Genomic DNA, 15,673 nt, shown 5'->3' with positions numbered 1-15,673 from the left:
GTGGTCACGGGTGACCAGCCGCAGCCGGGGACGCATCTGCCCGGTGGAACAGGTGTGTTGGGACCGAGTCAGCTGTTCCTGAAGGCCCGCCAGCCGCCGTACTCCGTGATGTCCTCGGCGCCGTCGAGGGCGGCGGGTTCGCAGAGGAAGCCGGGGGCAGAGGTGCCGTCGGCCAGCTCCACGCGGCCGATCGTCATGGGGCGGGGGAGGGCGGCGGTGAGTGCGCCGAGGCCCTCCGGGGGCAGCTCCCAGATCTCCGCCTCGATCCGGTGTCCGCCGCTTCCTGCGTGAACGAGGCCCGGCTTGGGCGGGTCGGTGCGCAGGGCGAAGAGACGGTAGCCGGCGGTGGTGGTGGTCGTGGCCTTGAACGTCGCGCCGAGGGCGAGGAGTTGGGGGTTGAGGGGCTGTCCGGCGAGGTGGGCGCCGACGACGGCGAGGCGGGTGCGCGGGGTGAGGTGGGCGGCGATCCGGGCCAGCCGGTCGTCGGTGCCGGCCGGGCCGATCAGCATGACGCCGAAGGGGCGGCCGGCCACCTCGCCCGCGGGCACGGCGACGGCGGCGAGGTCGAAGAGGTTGGTGGAGTTGGTGAACCGGCCGAGCCGGGCGTTGGCTCTGAGCGGGTCGGCGGCGACGTCGGCGAGGGTGGGGTGGCCGGGGGCGGTGGGCAGCAGGAGCGCGTCCGCGTCTGTGGCGGCGAGGGCGGCCATGGCCTGGTCGCGGAGGGCGCCGAGGCGGGCCTGGTCGGCGAAGAGCCGGTGGGCGGGGATGTCGCGGGCGCGGCGGATGATGGCGGCGACGGTGGGGTCGAGGTCGCCGGCTTCTGCGGTGGTGGCTTTGTCGATGAATTCCCCTACGGCGGTGTAGCGCTCGGCGACGAAGGCGCCTTCGTAGAGGAGGGCGGCGGCGTCCGTGAACGGGGTCAGGTCGATGGGGCCGAGCCGGGCGCCTGCGGTGGCGAGGCGCTCGGCCGCCGCTTCGTACGCCTCGGCCCAGCCGTCGTCCATCGCGCCGAGCTGCGCGGTAGGAGGCACGGCGATCCGCCAGGGGCCGGGGGCGCGGTGCGGGGCCTCGCGGCCCGGGGGTGTGGCGATCAGGGCGAGAGCGAGTTCGGCCTCGGGGAGCGTACGCGCGAAGACGCTGACGCAGTCGAGCGTGGCGCAGGCGGGGACGACGCCGTCGGTGGGGACGAGGCCGCGGGTGGGCTTGAGGCCGACGATGCCGTTGAAGGCGGCGGGGACGCGGCCGGAGCCGGCGGTGTCCGTGCCGAGCGCGAGGTCGGCGACGCCGAGGGCGACGGCGACGGCGGATCCGGAGCTGGATCCGCCGGAGATGCGGTCGGGGTGGTGGGCGCTGTGGACCGCGCCGTACGGGGAGCGGGTGCCGACGAGGCCGGTGGCGAACTGGTCCATGTTGGTGCTGCCGAGCACGACGGCACCGGCGGCCTTCAGACTGGCGACGGCGGGGGCGTCGACGGGCGGGTCGTAGGCGTAGGACGGGCAGCCGGCGGTGGTGGGGAGGCCCTTGGCGTCGATGTTGCCCTTGACGGCGAAGGTGCGGCCTGCGAGGGGGAGCTGCTCGCCGGCGGCGACGCGGGTGTCGATGTCGCGGGCGTCGGCCTCGGCGTCGGCGCGGGGGCGGAGGGTGATCCAGATGTCGGGTCGACGGATGCGTTCGATGAGGTCATGGGCGGCGCGGATGCGGGTGAGGGCAGGGGTGGGCATGGGGCGGCTCCTGCGGGCGGGCGGGTGCGGGCGCGTTGAGGGAAGCCTTCGGGCGTGTCCTCAGTCGCCGGACGGGCTTGATTTCCGCCCCGTCAGGGGTTCGTCGGGGTCAGGATGGCCAGCGGGGTGCCTGCCTCCACCTGGGTGCCGGGCGTGACCAGGAAGCGGGTGACACGCGCCGCGTACGGGGCGTTGATGCGGGACTCCATCTTCATGGCCTCCACGGTCAGCAGAGGCTGGCCCGTCGAGACCTCGGCTCCAGGTTCGGCGTTCAACTGCCAGACCGATGCCGCGAATTCGGCCTCCAGGACCCGGCCGCCCGGTGGGACGTCCAGTTCGGCGACAGGGGCCGGGAGCGCGGTCGACGTGCCCGCTCGGGCGAATTCGCCCGAGGCTTCCCAGGCGTCGCGTTCCTCGGCGAAGGCGCGTGCCTGGCGGGTTCGGAAGGAGGCGATCGAGGGTGCGTTGTCGGCGAGGAATCGCTGGTGGTCGGCCAGGGAGAACGTCCCCTCGTCGATACGCGGCGTGAACCTGCCCGCCGCCATGTCCGCCCGTAGCTCGAGGAGTTCCTCCGCATCCACCGGGTACCACTTGATCCGGTCGAAGAAGCGCAGCAGCCAGGGCCGTTCCTGCCAGCGCGACCACACCTGGGTCGTACGGCCCACGAACTGGTAGCCCCCCGGGCCCTCCATGCCGTACACGCACAGATACGCGCCGCCGATGCCGACCGAGTTCTCCGCCGTCCACGTCCGGGCCGGGTTGTACTTCGTCGTCACCAGTCGGTGGCGCGGGTCGAGCGGGGTTGCGACCGGCGCGCCCAAGTAGACGTCACCCAGGCCCAGTACGAGATATTCCGCATCGAAGACCGTCCGGTACACGTCGTCGACCGAGTCGAGTCCATTGACACGGCGGATGAACTCGATGTTCCACGGACACCACGGCGCATCGTCCCGAACTCCCGCCGCATAGCGCGCGATCGCCTCTCGCGTCGCCGGGTCGTCCCAGGACAGGGGCAGGTGGACCGTCCGGGACGGCACCACCAGGGCATGGGCGGGCGGGAGTTCGGACTCGATGCGGGTCAGGACCGACAGCAGCGTCCGCTGGGGCAGGACGGCCGGGTCGGTGTGGATCTGGAGCGAGCGGATACCGGGGGTCAGATCCACCACCCCCGGCAGCCGCTCCGCGGCCACCGCCTCGGCCAGTGCGTGCACCCGCATCCGCAGCGCCAGGTCCAGTTGCATCTCGCCGTACTCGACCAGCAGGTTGTCGTCCCCGCTGCGGCGGTACGTGACCGACTCGCCCCGCCCCAGAATCCCGCCGTCGACGATGACCGGGCGCTCCGCCCCCTCGACCGTCACCGGCACGCATCTGACGGTGTCGCCCGGGCGCAGCTGGCCCAGCTTCCAGCGCTCGGCCGTGAGGACGGTCGCCGGGCAGACGAAGCCGCCGAGCGACGGGCCGTCCGGGCCCAGCAGCACCGGCATGTCGCCGGTGTAGTCGACGGCACCGACCGAGTAGGGCGTGTCGTGGATGTTGGAGGGGTGCAGGCCCGCCTCCCCGCCGTCCGCCCGTGCCCACCGGGGCTTCGGGCCGATCAGCCGTACGCCCGTGCGCGCCGAGTTGAAGTGGACCTTCCAGTCGGCGGCGTAGAAGTCGTGAATGTCCTCCTCGGTGAAGAACTCCGGTGCGGCGTGCGGGCCTTCGGCCGCGCCGATGTGCCACACCTCGCCGAAGGAGGGGCGCTCCGCGTCCGGAACGGGGGAGCCCGGGACCGTCGCGGCTCCGCCGTGCAGGACATCGCCCGTACGCAGCTCCCGGCCGCCATGACCCCCGAACCGGCCCAGCGTGAACGTCGCCGCGCTGCCGAGGAAGCCCGGGACGTCCAGTCCGCCGCCCCCGAACAGGACGTAGCTGCGCAGGCCCTGGCCGGTGGGGGCGCCGACGGCCAGCGAGGAGCCCGCCGGGACGGTGAGCGGCTCCCACTGGCGGACCGGTACGCCGTCGACCGTCACGGTCACCGGCGCGCCAGTGACGCAGACCGTCGTCGCGTGCGTGCAGCGGAGCGTGGGGCCCTGGAGCGTGCACTCCAGGCCGGGCGCGCCCTCGTCGTTGCCGAGCGCACGGTTGCCGAGGCGGAAGGAGAGGTCGTCCATCGGCCCGGACGGCGGGACGCCGACCTGCCAGTAGCCGGTACGGCCCGGCCAGTCCTGGACGGTGGTCAGGGTGCCCGATGCGGTCACCTCGAGGCGCGGCGTAGGGTCGCTGATCGTCGCGAGCGTCGAGGTGGTGTGACGTGCGGCCCGTACGGACGCGTCGGCGAGCGCGGCCCGAAGCAGGCCCAGGTTCGTCTCGATGCCGTCGACACGGGTCGTGGCCAGCGCGGAGTCCAGGCGGGCCAGGGCTTCGGCGCGATCGGTGCCGTGCGCGATGATCTTCGCCAGCATCGGGTCGTACGCCGTCGTCACCTCTGTCCCCGTCTCGATCCAGGAGTCGACACGTACGTCAGGTATGTCCGAGGGGAGGGCCACCCGGGTCAGCAGCCCGGCGCTCGGGCGGTGGCCGCGGCTCGGGTCCTCGGCGTAGACGCGCGCCTCGACGGCGTGCCCGCGTGGCGTGCCGGGCTCCCGTACGACGGTTGTCTCGCCCTGCGCGAGGCGCAGCATCCACTCGACGAGATCGACGCCGTAGATCTCCTCGGTCACCGGATGCTCCACCTGGAGGCGGGTGTTGACCTCCAGGAAGTACGCCTCCTGGCGAGGCGCGTCGTACACGAACTCCACCGTGCCGGCCGAGCGGTAGCCGACGCTCTCGCACAACTCACGTGCAGTGAAGGCAAGTTGCGTGCGCAAGGAGTCGGGCAGCTCCGGTGCCGGAGCCTCCTCGAGCACCTTCTGGTTGCGGCGCTGGAGCGAGCAGTCGCGGTCGCCGAAGGTGACCACCCGGCCCTGGCCGTCACCGAAGACCTGCACCTCGACATGGCGGGCGCGCTCGACGAGGCGCTCCAGGAAGACTCCGGCCGAGGAGAAGGACGCCGCGGCGACCCGCTGCACCTGCTCCCATGCGTCGGCCAGGCCCCCGGCGTCGTACACGGCTCGCATGCCGATGCCGCCACCGCCGCCGGTCGCCTTGAGCATGACCGGGTAGCCGATGCGGTCCGCCGCCGCCAGCGCGGCGGCGAGGCCGGGCAGCAGGCCGGTGCCGGGGGCGAGCGGGACGCCCGCGGCCTCGGCGGCCGCGCGCGCGGTGTGTTTGGCGCCGAAGAGCTCCAGCTGCCCGGCGGTGGGCCCGACGAAGACGATCCCGGCGTCCTCGCAGCGGCGCGCGAAGTCGGCGTCCTCGGAGAGGAAGCCGTATCCCGGGTGGATGGCTCCGGCGCCCGTGTCCTTCGCGGCCTTGAGTACGAGGTCGGCGTCGAGGTACGACGCCTTGGCGGGCGCGGGCCCCAGCCGTACCGCCTCGTCGGCGAGGCGGACATGGGGCGCGGAGCGGTCGGGGTCGGCGAAGACCGCGACCGTACGCAGGCCGAGGCGGCGGGCGGTGCGGATGATACGGACGGCGATCTCGCCCCGATTGGCGACCAGCAGCGTGTCGAAGGTCATGCCGCACTCCTCGGCGCCGCGCCGATCGTCATGTCCACGGCCGTCGGCTCGAAGCCGTTGCAAGGGTTGTTGATCTGGGGGCAGTTGGAGACGAGGACCAGGACGTCGGTATCGGCGCGCAGGGTGACGCGCAGGCCGGGCGCGGAGATGCCGTCGACGATGCCGAGCGTGCCGTCCTTCTCGACCGGGACGTTCATGTACCAGTTGATGTTGGAGACGAGATCGCGCTTGCCGAGGCCGTAACGGGCGCCCTCCGCGAGGAAGTTGTCGACGCAGCCGTGCTGCGACCAGGTGTGGTGGCCGTAGCGCAGGGTGTTGGACTCCTTGGAGCAGGCGCCGCCGAGGGTGTCGTGGCGGCCGCAGGTGTCCTCGGTGACGGTCATCAGGGGGGTGTGCTCGTTCGACATCAGCACGCTGCCGGTGGTGAGGAAGATGTTCCCCTGGGCGTGGACGGTGTCGGCGGCGCTGTAGCGGACGGCGGTGTCGTCGGCGTCGTAGACCAGGAAGTCGACGGCCTGGTTGCCGTGCAGATCGGTGATGGTCAGCAGCTCACCGGCGCGGACGACGGCGGACCAGGCGGTGCGGGCGGGTACGACCGTCATGACTGGCCCCTCGCGGTGAGGAATTCGGCGGTGTTGAGGTAGGCGCGGCGGCCCTCGGGGGAGGCGTCCCAGAGCCAGTCGCCGGGGCGGGTGGGCGCGGCTCGCCAGGCCAGCACCTCCAGTGGGGTGCTGGTGTAGTCGGGGCGCGGGTCGAGGGGGTGCGGGACGTTCGCGATGAGGACGATGAGGTCCTGCTCGGCGCGGAGGGTGACCGAGGCGGCGGGTCCGGCCGATCCTGTGAAGTCGAGGACGCCGTCGTCGCGTACCTCCACGCCCTGGAAGAAGGAGATCGAGGGCGGGAGATCGCGCGGCTCCAGGCCGTTCTTGAGCGCGGCGAGCTTGAGCAGCTCACGGCCCGCGGGCGATGCGGACTGCGGGGTGCCGTCGCCGTACCGGTCTGTGTTGCGTACGAGGGTGGAAGTGCCGCACAGGGCGTCGTGCCGGCCGCCGGTGTCCGCGATCACGGTGGCGAGCACGCGGCCCTGGTCCGACAGGAGCAGCGCGCCGGCGCGGAGGTAGGCGTTCCACTGGACCTTGACGGTGTCGGCGGTGTTGAGGCGCTCCCAGGGGCGGCCGTCGGCATACAGCAGGACGTGCGCGCAGGCGTCCCCCTTGACGTCGGTGAGACGCAGCTCGGTGCCGCGGGCGAGGACGCGGTGCGTGTAGTTGCCGCCCGCGACGGTCTCGGCCCACACCAGATGCCCGGCCTCGCAGGGCGGCGCGGGCCAGTCGGTGGCCGGCACGACGGGCATCGCCTCGGCGTGGGCGCCTTGCTGGGCGCGGGCGTGGTCGCGGGCCCCGTATGTCGTCGCGGTCGCCATGGCTGTGTGTCTCCTCCGGCTCGACGTACATTTCTGTCGCGCGACAGAAATTAGGGCGAGGGGGAGTCGGGGTCATTGCCCGTCCGTTGCCGGTCGGTTACGGAACGCTCACCGTGATCTTGGGCGGCGGGGGTTTGCCGGGGGTGTGCGACGATCGGCTCCATGGGCATCACCACGGGACGACGGGTCGGGCGGCCGCGCGCGGAGCAGCGGCCGGACAGCGGGCTGTCCGTTCGGGACGAACTCCTCTTTGCGGCAGCGGAGTTGTTCACCACGCTTGGATACGCGGCGACGACGACGCGGGCGGTCGCGGAGAGCGCGGGGATGCGCCAGGCGACGATGTACCACTACTTCAGCGGCAAGGAGGACCTGCTCGCGGAGCTCCTCGAGTCGACGGTCACACCGTCGCTGACCCTGGCACGCGAACTCCTGGCGGACGACGAGCGCCGGCCGGAGACGCGCCTGTGGGAGCTGTGCCGCTCGGACGTGGAGCTGCTGTGCGCGGGTCCGCACAACCTGGGGGCGCTGTATCTGCTCCCGGAGGTGCGGGGAGAGCGATTCGCCGGCTTCCACCGGGTGCGGGCGGACCTGAAGGACGCGTACGGGCAGCTGCTGGCGGCGACGGAGGCGGGTGGCGAGCTGGACAAGGGTGAGTTGCAGCTCCGCACGGACCTGGTGTTCGGCCTGATCGAGGGCGTGATTCTGGTGCACAGGTCGGACCCGGAGCGGGCGGTGGGGGTGTTCGCGGGGGCCACGGCGGATGCGGCGCTGCGGATCGCGGGGGTGTGAGGGCGCGGGCGGGGGTCCACTAGGCGTCCGTTCCTGCCACCCGAGGGCGCAGCCCCTCTACTCCACCAACCGCTCGGCCGGCCATGTCAGTTCACACACCCGCAGCACCCGGTCCCCCTATCCCGGGAGCGGTACGCGCAGTGCCTCCAGCCATCTCGTTGGGATCGCCCCACCCCGTGCACCGACCCGGGCCGTGATCGCCCCGCACCTTCCTGAGTGCCCCGTAAATGGTTGGCCCGCAGCTGGAATGAGCGGGATGATCCGCGGTGTCAGGCCGCGAGCGTCCTTGATCGCGTTCGACCTGCTCAGAGAGGGGACTGTGGTGACCGTTGCCGCGTCCGAATCGTCCGGGGCCCAGCCGGAAGTCCGCACGGCGGCCGGGGCGCTGCGCGGAAGCCGGGAGGCGGGTCTGTCGGTCTTCCGCGGCATCCCGTTCGCCGAGCCGCCGGTCGGCGCCCTCCGTTTCGCCGCACCGCGGCCGGTACGGAGCTGGGACGGCGTGCGGCCGGCCGTGTCGTACGGCCCTCCGCCGCCGCAGGCGGGTGCGTTCGGCATGGACGCGCTGTCGCAGGACGCGGCGGACGACGACTGGCTTACGGTCAACGTCTGGTCGCCCGAGCCGGACCCGGGTGCGGGGGTTCCGGTGATGGTGTGGATCTACGGCGGCGCCTACGTGATCGGCGCGTCCAGCCTCCCCGAATACGACGGCGGCCGCCTGGCGCGGGACGGCGGCGTCGTCGTGGTGACGTTCAACTACCGCGTGGGTATCGAGGGCTTCGCGCAGATCGAGGGCGCGCCCGCGAACCGGGGCCTGCTCGATCAGGTCGCCGCTCTGGAGTGGGTGCGCGACAACATCCGGGCGTTCGGCGGCGACCCGGACCGGGTCACGGTCTTCGGTGAGTCGGCGGGCGCCGGATCGGTCGCCGCTCTGCTGGCGATGCCGCGAGCGGCCGGGCTCTTCCGCCGGGCCGTCGCGCAGAGCGCGCAGGGCACGTTCTTCTCGGCGGCGCTGGCCGCCGACATCGCCGCCGCCTGCGCCTCCGAGCTGGGGCTGCGGCCCACGGTGGCCGACCTGTCCACCGTGGCCCCGGCCCGGCTGCCCGCCGCCGGTGACGCGGTTGCCGCCAAGATGGACCAGTGGGTGGAGCGCTGGGGCCAGGCCGCGCACAGGTCGATCCCGTTCTCGCCCGTCGTCGACGGGGACGTTCTGCCGGTCACTCCTTGGCAGGCCCTGGCCGACGGCGCCGGCCGGGACGTCGAACTCCTCGTCGGCCACAATCGCGACGAGCAGCGGCTGTTCACCGCACTCGACGGCCTGCTCGGCGAGGTGACGCAGGAGCAGGCGCAGACCGCCCTGCGCGTCTTCGCCCCCGGTCCGGACGGCGCACGCGGCTACCGCGACGGATTCCCGGCCGCAGGCCCGGACGAGCTGTACGAACTGGTCAACTCTGACTGGCTGTTCCGGATGCCGACCCTCCACCTCGCCCAGCGCCAGACCGCCGCCGGCGGCCGTGCGCATGTCTACGAGCTGACCTGGCCGGCCCCGGGTATGGGCGGTGCACTCGGCGCCTGCCACGGCCTCGACGTACCGCTCGTCTTCGGCAACCTGAGCAGCGGGCAGGCCGCCATGCTGATCGGCGAGGACCCGTCCCAGGAGGCGGAGACGCTGTCCGCCCACATCCGCGCCGCGTGGACGGCGTTCGCCACCCACGGCGACCCCGGCTGGCCCGCGTACGACACAGAGCAGCGCCTCGTGCAGCTCTTCGACACCCGGCCGGCTGTCACCGCCTACCCGGAGGACACCTCCCGCCTGCTCTGGCAGGACCACACCTTCCCGGCGCTGCCGCTGAAGGCCGGTAGAGACCCGGCGGTAACCGCGCCAAGGGAATGAGCGTCCGAGAACGACGGCTTCACAGGCTCCGGGCCCTCCGAGGCGTAATCTGCGGCCCATGAGCAACTGGCTGCCGGACTTCGAGCCGCTACCCGATCCCGAAGCCGTCATCGCGCCTGAGATCACCGAGACGGAGTGCAGGCAGTGCGGTACCCGCGTCTCGGGGCTCGACGGGCGTTACGCATGTGGGGTGTGCGGTTGGGTCAATGACCACTCCGAGGGGCACCGGCCGCTTCCCGTGGCCGAGGACGACGCGGACTTTCCGGGCAGGAAGCCGGGCCGGGCCCGCAGAACCTGAGGCGCGGGACGGCTCGTCAGGCGGCCCCTTCCGGCAGTGTGCCGGAGAGGGCCCTTCCTGAGCCGGCGGCCCGTCGCCTGGCCGCGATGCGACGTGAGGCCGGCCGGTGAGCAGTCGCTGGCCGATCCGTCGCCCGACCGAGCACGCGGCCTTACCTGCGGCGGGCCGGTCGGAGCGGCGACTCCCCCCGGTACCCGCCAACTCGGGGCATGTCCAGCGTGCCCACATACCGCTGACCAGGACTCATGAAGGCCCCGACCCCTCACCGGTTCCTGGGACCTGACCGACGCCGACACCGGGCAGACCGTCACCACCTACCCCGGCAAGATCGACACGCATCAGATCGGCGCGGCGTACGGGAACCACTTCTGGTTCACCCGCACCCGCTCTCCGGAGTCCTATCCGCCGCCGGGCGACCGGATGAAGGTGACCGGCACGTGGACACTGGGCACGGAGATCACCGCTTACGACGGCCAGGCCAAGGTCTACGCGCACATCCCCGACCACGGGGCGCAGACCACCAAGGCCGAGTACCGGATCAAGCACGCCCACGGCACGACGGTGAAGGCGATCTCCCAGGACGCCAACCAGTCCAACAAGTGGGTCGACCTGGGCGCCTACCGATTCAACGGCATGACCGCCGAGGTCAGCCTGGACAACTTCAACGGCGGTGACGGCACTAACGAGGTTGTGCACGATTGAGGTCCGGGCGTGTTGGCCTGGCGGGTTGTCGACTTGGTGATCACCTGTCGGCGGTGCGGTCGGAGACCAGGCCAGCGACTGCCGCGTAGGTCTCGTCGAAGTACTCGCGGCGTCCGACGTACCGCTGGAGGGTCCGCCACTGCTTGTGTTCGGCGTTGGCGTGCTCGACGCAGATCCGTTCCGAGGACTGCTGATGGCGGGCCGCGTCCCAAGCAGCGACCTCTTCGGGCAGGGAGTCCTTCTTCGGCTTGGGCGGCGGGGCCTGGACCTGATCGGGGTACTGCTTGGCCAGACCCCGGTAGCCTGCATCAACCTTGGCCTTGACTTTCGGATACCGCTCGAACAGATCGCAGATCCCTCGGTCTTCACGACCGTCTGGTCGTGCATCCGGCCGGGCCGGAACGCCCCCGTCCACAGCGTGCGGCCCCGCTCGTCGGTGACCACAGTGGCCTTCTTGGTGTTCTGCCGCATCTTGCCCGACACGAAAGCGCGCCGGCCGGGCCTGTTCGCCTTCGGGCGGCGCACCCGGACCTCGGTACCGTCCAGCCGCACCTCGACGCCCTCGGCCGCCGCGTAGGCGAAGACGTCCTCCAGCGTGCGAAGCCGCAGGCCGGGGCGTCCTGGTACAGCGAAGCCACGAGCCGCCAGCAACGGCCGGATCTCGTGAACGGCCCGAGTGATCGTGGAACGGTCCACCCCGTAGAGCACGGCCAGGGCCGCGTGCGGGAGCTGGAACCGCAGGACGACCAACGTGGCGATGACCCGGTCGGTGAACACCAACTGGTGGTTCGGTCCCGCCCCGGCCGCGCGCAGACGGTCATGACCTCGACGGTCGTACAGTCGTCCTTCTTCGGCGGCCATCCACACCTGAGCCAACTCGCCGATCAGCGTGCCGAGTCGACGGTATCGAAGGCCGGTGAAGATACGCTGGGACAAGGCCGTGCGGCCAAGACATTGCGTCACAACAACACCCAACCCGCACGGCCCTCTTCACGAAACGGCGCGTCCAAGACCGTGGCGCAGCGGGACATCAACTCGCCCGCCGCCTCTTGCGGTTGGGGCGACGTGGACGGACGAAGGTGTCGAGCGCGCCCACAGCTGCACGGATATGGGCCGGGCCGCGACGCAACCGCTCTCCCGCGCACCACCAGGACAGCTGCCCGTCCGCATCCCGCGGATGCATGCCCAGGCCATGCTCGGCGCACAGCGGCCACGCCTGCCACAGACGCTCGGTGACGGTCTCCTGCGCGGCATCGGCGACGATCGCCAGTGCAGAGGCAGGGTCGTCCGCCGAGTCCGGGTACAGGTAATTGCCGTGCCACTCGCCGGTGGCCAGAGCGACGTAGACGTTCTCCGGCTCGTCCGCATCGTAGGGCGGAAGGGCCAGCAGTTGCAGGGGTTCCTGCTCGGGAAGGGTCACCGCCAGGTCCCGGTTGAGGAGGACGAGAGCCCCATCCCACATGGGATACTCGCCTGGCGAGACACGACGAGGCTCGGGGCGGTCGAAAAGAGCGCGCATGGGCACCATCCTCCGCCACGGAGGGGCAGCCCCAATCGCACACCACGTCGTAAGGACATCGCCTTCGATGCGATCGCGTTCGTGCCCGGTGACTACACCGGTATGCCGGACATGACGTACACGGCGGACCCCAACGCGCCGGAACCGGCTCCGGTCGAGCCACCCAGTACCATCGAGGGTTCATTCTTCCAGCACGGGGTTACATCGCTTCAGGCGACTTCATCAGGGCAGGACGCAAGCAGTACCCAGATGACGACTGAGGCGACGGCAAGCTGTTCCGTAGTCACGGGAACGATGACGTACACGCGGACTCAGGCGTGCATGAGAGATGAAGCGGTTCTCAGGTGCTACGAAGACGGCGCCGAGAAGGGTAAGGCGGTATTCGATTACCAGCATGAAATCGATCTCGACGTCAACAGCGGCACGTTCAAGCAGACGGTGATGATCACTCCGAAGTCGATGGATTCAGCGATCAAGAACGTGACCCTGGATCTCAACTTCAACTGCCGCGGCTACTGCGAGAAGGACACTCCGTTCTGAAACGGCGGCAAGACGTGGACCAATGGCGACTGGCACACCGCATACGGAACATCCACAATAAAGTGGACCCAAAGTAGCGGAAGTAACGTCATCTCCCCGTACTGGAAACTACTGGGGAATGTCAACGGGATCAAAACAAACAGCAACGACATCGAAAAATCGGAACTCGACATTCGATGCGACGCGATCGCGAAGAGCACCCCGGGATGCGTCTTCAGCCGGTACAAACCGACCTACCCGATGAACGGCGAGAAGTTCCCTGGCGCGGCAGCGCACATCTGGCTGATGTGGAACAAGGCAAACTTCCCCTACGGCAATAAGAAGGGCGGCAAGCCGCTCACATACCTGGGGAACAAGATGAACCTGGACGGAACCAAGAAGCCGAAGACCGAGAACCGCTCCAAGATCTGCGGAAGCAGCTTCACCAAGTACGCCGGAACAGGACTCTTCTCCGACAAGTGGGGAACAACCGACGCCATCAGCTGCGACGAGTTCGCCTTCGCCAACAGCTACCAGAGCGCCGGTACACCCACCGCCAACGGCGGCACCAACCCCGTCACCACGAACGGAAAGGAATGCATCCAGACCTACCTCAAGCGCAACAGCGACGACAGCATGACCCTGCTCCTGCGCCCGGATGCTCCGATCCCAACGTGGAACGAGCCGTGTGGGCGGTCCAGCATGTCGAACTGGCAGAACACTCAGTCCATGCAGCCGTTCGGAACGTTCATCACCAATCAGCGTCTGATCCAGGATGATGACTACTGGGTCGAGCTGAGCGGCTTCACTCCGTAACTGCATCACGCAGAACAGCGGCCTCCACGGATGACCGTGGGGGCCACTGTCGTTTGTGCCGAGGTCACCACACGAGGCGGCCGTCCTCGGTCGTCCCCGACCGGATCATCGCGTCGGCGACCGAATTGAAGTAACCGGCAAGCGTGGCGTGCGTCTCGAAGTTCGGCGTGTCGCCGTCTGACCACCCGCCGACAGCACCCGTCTCAGCGTCGATGAACAGCCCGTACAGCCAGTCGGCTTCTACCGCGAACGGTACCCAGTTTCTGTGCCAGATCAGTTCTTCCCGGTCTGCGTGCGCGGGATGGCCGGCGTCTTGTGCGAGCTTCATCTGCCGCTCGTATACCTTCACGATGTACTCGACGGGCAGCAGATGCCATTCGCATGGCAGGAAACTGCTGGGCGAAGCAGCCATGTTCGCCAGCGGATCTGGGTCGACTTTGACTCCGTTGTTGATGAGGAGCCACGACCGAATCTCCTGCGGGATGGCGATTCCCATCGCGGTTTCCGCATCGTTGATCATTTTCTGTGTTGCTGGTTCTTGGAGTGATTCAGCGTTTCGTGGTGCGTATTCCTCAAGCCAGCGCACCACACGCCCCCACACCTGACGCATGTCATGTGCATCCGACACTGGCAGCCTCCACGTCGAAATAAATCGGCAGGAAAGAGAAAACTACCAGGGCGTCTCCGCCGTCGGCTTGCTGAACCTACTGAGCTTGAACTCGTGATGTCGTGAGGATGCTCAAGTGGGTCCGATGGTCTGGTCGGTCTCGGCCAGGCAGCCGTCGATGAGGCGGCTTCGGTACTGGACGTGCCGTAAGGGACAACGGGTCGACGGCAAGGGAGGGAGACGCGAGGCTCCATCGCAGCGGTCGTTTCTGTACGCATCTTGACTCGACATCTCGCGAGCAGGACCGGCTGCTGTACGACCCCTGACTGCGGGTCCATGCCCGCGCCGGGGCGGTAATCGAGAAGGTGGCCCCCGTGTCGATGACGATCTCCGGGTCGCTCGCGGAGTGGCGGGAGTGGACCGGACTCCCGTTCGAACGACCGCGGACGTGTTGGTGCCAGACACCCTCGCTCCCGTGCGGTGCGACCTGGAGCGCGACAACGCGGTCTACGTCGAGCCGAACGTATGGGTACGGCCCCAGCTCTGAGGGGACGTTCGATACCGCGAGAATCGGGCCGCGTAGCACGGAGGTGAGCGCCCGTGGCCGGCAACCCGCGCCCTACCGCCGCCCCGTGGCTGCCGCGGCGAAAGCCCCCGGTGAAGGCTGACTAGGAGACACCAAGGCCCCGATCACCCTCAGGTCGGGGCCTTCGCCATCTGCATGCCCGTATCAGGAACCGTCAGCAGTCGCAGAGGGTGAGGCGTCTTGGCGCTCGGGCTCTCGCCACTCCCGCGCGATCCGCTCCAGGCGCGACACGTGGGCCAGCGGAGAGAACACTGAGCGAATCAAGGGGAACACGATCAGCCAGACCATTCCCCCCAGGATGGCCACCAAGCACACAGTGGCCAAGTCGGCCTCAGGCTTCGCCTCCGGCGTCGCGAGCCAAACAAGCGAGAGTGCGACCGCGACGACCTGGAAGATCCCGAACACCGCCCAAACGAAGGCGATGAACTGCCCCAACACGCTTCTCATGAATGGGAGCAGATACTTGTGAGCGGCTTCTCCGGCGGGTGGCGGGAGTCCGTCCGCCCGGTCCCGTTCCATCTCATCGCCGATCTCAGCAAGGATGGCAGTGGTTCTTCGGTCCGAGTTGACCAGCTCGACCGCTGCCACCAGCACGAGAACCGGCGCGACCGCGGCGATGCTGGCCGCAAAGGGTTCAGTCATCTGCATCCGGCAAGCGTGCCCATAGTGCGGCATGCCGCGCAGGGCTATGCAGGTTTGCCCAACTCTCGGATGTTCCTGACGGCCAGCGGACGATGCCCCCTGCCCCGACGGCTTCAGCCTCCAGCCCCCGCCCGGTGCCCCTGATGCACTGGTGTGTCGGCGCGATGGTGCCCCGCCGCCGTCCAACGGTGGCCTGCTGTCGATGGGCATGGATCCGTCCCGCCGGCAGTACCCGTAACGCACTGCGCCCCTCTCACCTTCGGGTGGGAGGGGCGCATTCTCCTGCCCACGCTGCAGCCAGGCGTGCACCCGATGAGCCCGATGTGGGATCCGCCCGAGCACGGAGCCGGCGACTGCTCCGCGTGCGGCCAGCACACCGACAACGGGCTCGTCCACTGGGTGCCCCGCATGTCCGCCCCCGACGTCCGCCTCGTCATCCACGGCGAGCCCGCCGACTGCCGGCCGCCTGCAGCTACACCCCACCGACTCCCGTCCGCGCCGGTGCACCCCTGACCCGGTGCGGACGGGTCTGCCCTCACCCGAGGGCGACGTCCACACAGG

At 69.8% G+C, this 15,673-nt stretch carries 14 protein-coding genes and 3 pseudogenes; 8 read left to right on the top strand and 9 right to left on the bottom strand.

Annotation, left to right across the window (positions count from 1 at the left end):
• Positions 1–68 precede the first annotated feature (68 nt).
• From SLUN_RS07605 to SLUN_RS07590, 4 genes are all read right to left on the bottom strand, one after another.
• On the bottom strand, positions 69–1,721 hold the full coding sequence (locus SLUN_RS07605) for an allophanate hydrolase (RefSeq protein ID WP_108147765.1): 1,653 nt from the start codon (positions 1,719–1,721) through the stop codon (positions 69–71).
• A gap of 92 nt (positions 1,722–1,813) precedes the next feature.
• Positions 1,814–5,320, bottom strand: coding sequence for a 5-oxoprolinase/urea amidolyase family protein (locus SLUN_RS07600; protein WP_108147764.1), 3,507 nt, complete (start codon positions 5,318–5,320; stop codon positions 1,814–1,816).
• Complete coding sequence (locus SLUN_RS07595; protein WP_108147763.1) at positions 5,317–5,922, bottom strand: urea amidolyase associated protein UAAP2; 606 nt, start codon at positions 5,920–5,922, stop codon at positions 5,317–5,319. Before SLUN_RS07595 ends, SLUN_RS07600 begins: the two co-directional genes overlap by 4 nt.
• Complete coding sequence (locus SLUN_RS07590) at positions 5,919–6,743, bottom strand: urea amidolyase associated protein UAAP1 (RefSeq protein ID WP_108147762.1); 825 nt, start codon at positions 6,741–6,743, stop codon at positions 5,919–5,921. Before SLUN_RS07590 ends, SLUN_RS07595 begins: the two co-directional genes overlap by 4 nt.
• Positions 6,744–6,905: 162 nt before the next feature.
• On the opposite strand from SLUN_RS07590, the gene SLUN_RS07585 reads away from it, so the two are divergent.
• The 4 genes from SLUN_RS07585 (at position 6,906) to SLUN_RS07570 (ending at position 10,423) form a co-directional block, all read left to right on the top strand.
• Positions 6,906–7,532 (top strand): TetR/AcrR family transcriptional regulator, encoded by a 627-nt coding sequence (locus tag SLUN_RS07585; protein ID WP_175303613.1) that lies wholly within the window; start codon positions 6,906–6,908, stop codon positions 7,530–7,532.
• 322 nt (positions 7,533–7,854) lie between these two features.
• Positions 7,855–9,423, top strand: coding sequence for a carboxylesterase/lipase family protein (locus SLUN_RS07580; protein ID WP_108154578.1), 1,569 nt, complete (start codon positions 7,855–7,857; stop codon positions 9,421–9,423).
• 58 nt (positions 9,424–9,481) lie between these two features.
• The gene (locus tag SLUN_RS07575) at positions 9,482–9,721 is read left to right on the top strand and encodes a hypothetical protein (protein ID WP_108147760.1); all 240 of its coding nucleotides are present in this window, start codon (positions 9,482–9,484) and stop codon (positions 9,719–9,721) included.
• Positions 9,722–10,141: 420 nt separating this feature from the next.
• A complete protein-coding gene (locus tag SLUN_RS07570) occupies positions 10,142–10,423 on the top strand; it encodes a golvesin C-terminal-like domain-containing protein (protein WP_254710142.1) in 282 nt (93 codons plus the stop codon).
• Positions 10,424–10,463: 40 nt separating this feature from the next.
• Here SLUN_RS07570 and SLUN_RS07565 read toward each other — a convergent pair.
• Together SLUN_RS07565 and SLUN_RS07560 are read right to left on the bottom strand one after the other, a co-directional pair.
• Positions 10,464–11,386 (bottom strand): annotated as a pseudogene (locus SLUN_RS07565) (transposase).
• A gap of 67 nt (positions 11,387–11,453) precedes the next feature.
• A complete protein-coding gene (locus tag SLUN_RS07560) occupies positions 11,454–11,942 on the bottom strand; it encodes a hypothetical protein (RefSeq protein WP_108147759.1) in 489 nt (162 codons plus the stop codon).
• Between the two features lie 81 nt (positions 11,943–12,023).
• Here SLUN_RS07560 and SLUN_RS39360 point away from each other — a divergent pair, with 81 nt between their 5' ends.
• Complete coding sequence (locus SLUN_RS39360; RefSeq protein ID WP_159100207.1) at positions 12,024–12,482, top strand: hypothetical protein; 459 nt, start codon at positions 12,024–12,026, stop codon at positions 12,480–12,482.
• Positions 12,483–12,722: 240 nt separating this feature from the next.
• On the top strand, positions 12,723–13,277 hold the full coding sequence (locus tag SLUN_RS07550) for a hypothetical protein (RefSeq protein ID WP_108147757.1): 555 nt from the start codon (positions 12,723–12,725) through the stop codon (positions 13,275–13,277).
• 64 nt (positions 13,278–13,341) lie between these two features.
• Here SLUN_RS07550 and SLUN_RS07545 read toward each other — a convergent pair whose 3' ends face one another.
• A complete protein-coding gene (locus tag SLUN_RS07545) occupies positions 13,342–13,905 on the bottom strand; it encodes an SMI1/KNR4 family protein (protein ID WP_159100206.1) in 564 nt (187 codons plus the stop codon).
• Between the two features lie 111 nt (positions 13,906–14,016).
• Positions 14,017–14,094, bottom strand: a pseudogene (locus SLUN_RS42570) (transposase); the annotation flags it as partial.
• Positions 14,095–14,210: 116 nt separating this feature from the next.
• Here SLUN_RS42570 and SLUN_RS41005 point away from each other — a divergent pair.
• Positions 14,211–14,431, top strand: a pseudogene (locus SLUN_RS41005) (N-acetyltransferase); the annotation flags it as partial.
• 183 nt (positions 14,432–14,614) lie between these two features.
• Here SLUN_RS41005 and SLUN_RS07535 read toward each other — a convergent pair.
• The gene (locus SLUN_RS07535; protein ID WP_159100205.1) at positions 14,615–15,118 is read right to left on the bottom strand and encodes a hypothetical protein; all 504 of its coding nucleotides are present in this window, start codon (positions 15,116–15,118) and stop codon (positions 14,615–14,617) included.
• A gap of 306 nt (positions 15,119–15,424) precedes the next feature.
• Between SLUN_RS07535 and SLUN_RS07530 the strand changes: the two genes are divergently transcribed.
• Positions 15,425–15,625 (top strand): hypothetical protein, encoded by a 201-nt coding sequence (locus SLUN_RS07530; RefSeq protein WP_159100204.1) that lies wholly within the window; start codon positions 15,425–15,427, stop codon positions 15,623–15,625.
• The last annotated feature ends 48 nt before the right edge of the window (positions 15,626–15,673 follow it).

This window comes from Streptomyces lunaelactis, assembly GCF_003054555.1.
GTDB classification, from domain to species: domain Bacteria; phylum Actinomycetota; class Actinomycetes; order Streptomycetales; family Streptomycetaceae; genus Streptomyces; species Streptomyces lunaelactis.
The sequence above is the reverse complement of the archived record's forward strand: the minus strand, read 5'-3'. Positions and strand labels throughout refer to the sequence as shown.

Excerpts from the sequence above, each read along its gene's own strand:
- SLUN_RS07605 (WP_108147765.1), bottom strand. The coding sequence starts at position 1,721 with ATGCCCACCCCTGCCCTCACCCGCATCCGCGCCGCCCATGACCTCATC.
- SLUN_RS07600 (WP_108147764.1), bottom strand. The coding sequence starts at position 5,320 with ATGACCTTCGACACGCTGCTGGTCGCCAATCGGGGCGAGATCGCCGTC.
- SLUN_RS07595 (WP_108147763.1), bottom strand. The coding sequence starts at position 5,922 with ATGACGGTCGTACCCGCCCGCACCGCCTGGTCCGCCGTCGTCCGCGCC.
- SLUN_RS07590 (WP_108147762.1), bottom strand. The coding sequence starts at position 6,743 with ATGGCGACCGCGACGACATACGGGGCCCGCGACCACGCCCGCGCCCAG.
- SLUN_RS07585 (WP_175303613.1), top strand. The coding sequence starts at position 6,906 with ATGGGCATCACCACGGGACGACGGGTCGGGCGGCCGCGCGCGGAGCAG.
- SLUN_RS07575 (WP_108147760.1), top strand. The coding sequence starts at position 9,482 with ATGAGCAACTGGCTGCCGGACTTCGAGCCGCTACCCGATCCCGAAGCC.
- SLUN_RS07570 (WP_254710142.1), top strand. The coding sequence starts at position 10,142 with ATGAAGGTGACCGGCACGTGGACACTGGGCACGGAGATCACCGCTTAC.
- SLUN_RS07560 (WP_108147759.1), bottom strand. The coding sequence starts at position 11,942 with ATGCGCGCTCTTTTCGACCGCCCCGAGCCTCGTCGTGTCTCGCCAGGC.
- SLUN_RS07550 (WP_108147757.1), top strand. The coding sequence starts at position 12,723 with ATGAACGGCGAGAAGTTCCCTGGCGCGGCAGCGCACATCTGGCTGATG.
- SLUN_RS07535 (WP_159100205.1), bottom strand. The coding sequence starts at position 15,118 with ATGCAGATGACTGAACCCTTTGCGGCCAGCATCGCCGCGGTCGCGCCG.
- SLUN_RS07530 (WP_159100204.1), top strand. The coding sequence starts at position 15,425 with ATGAGCCCGATGTGGGATCCGCCCGAGCACGGAGCCGGCGACTGCTCC.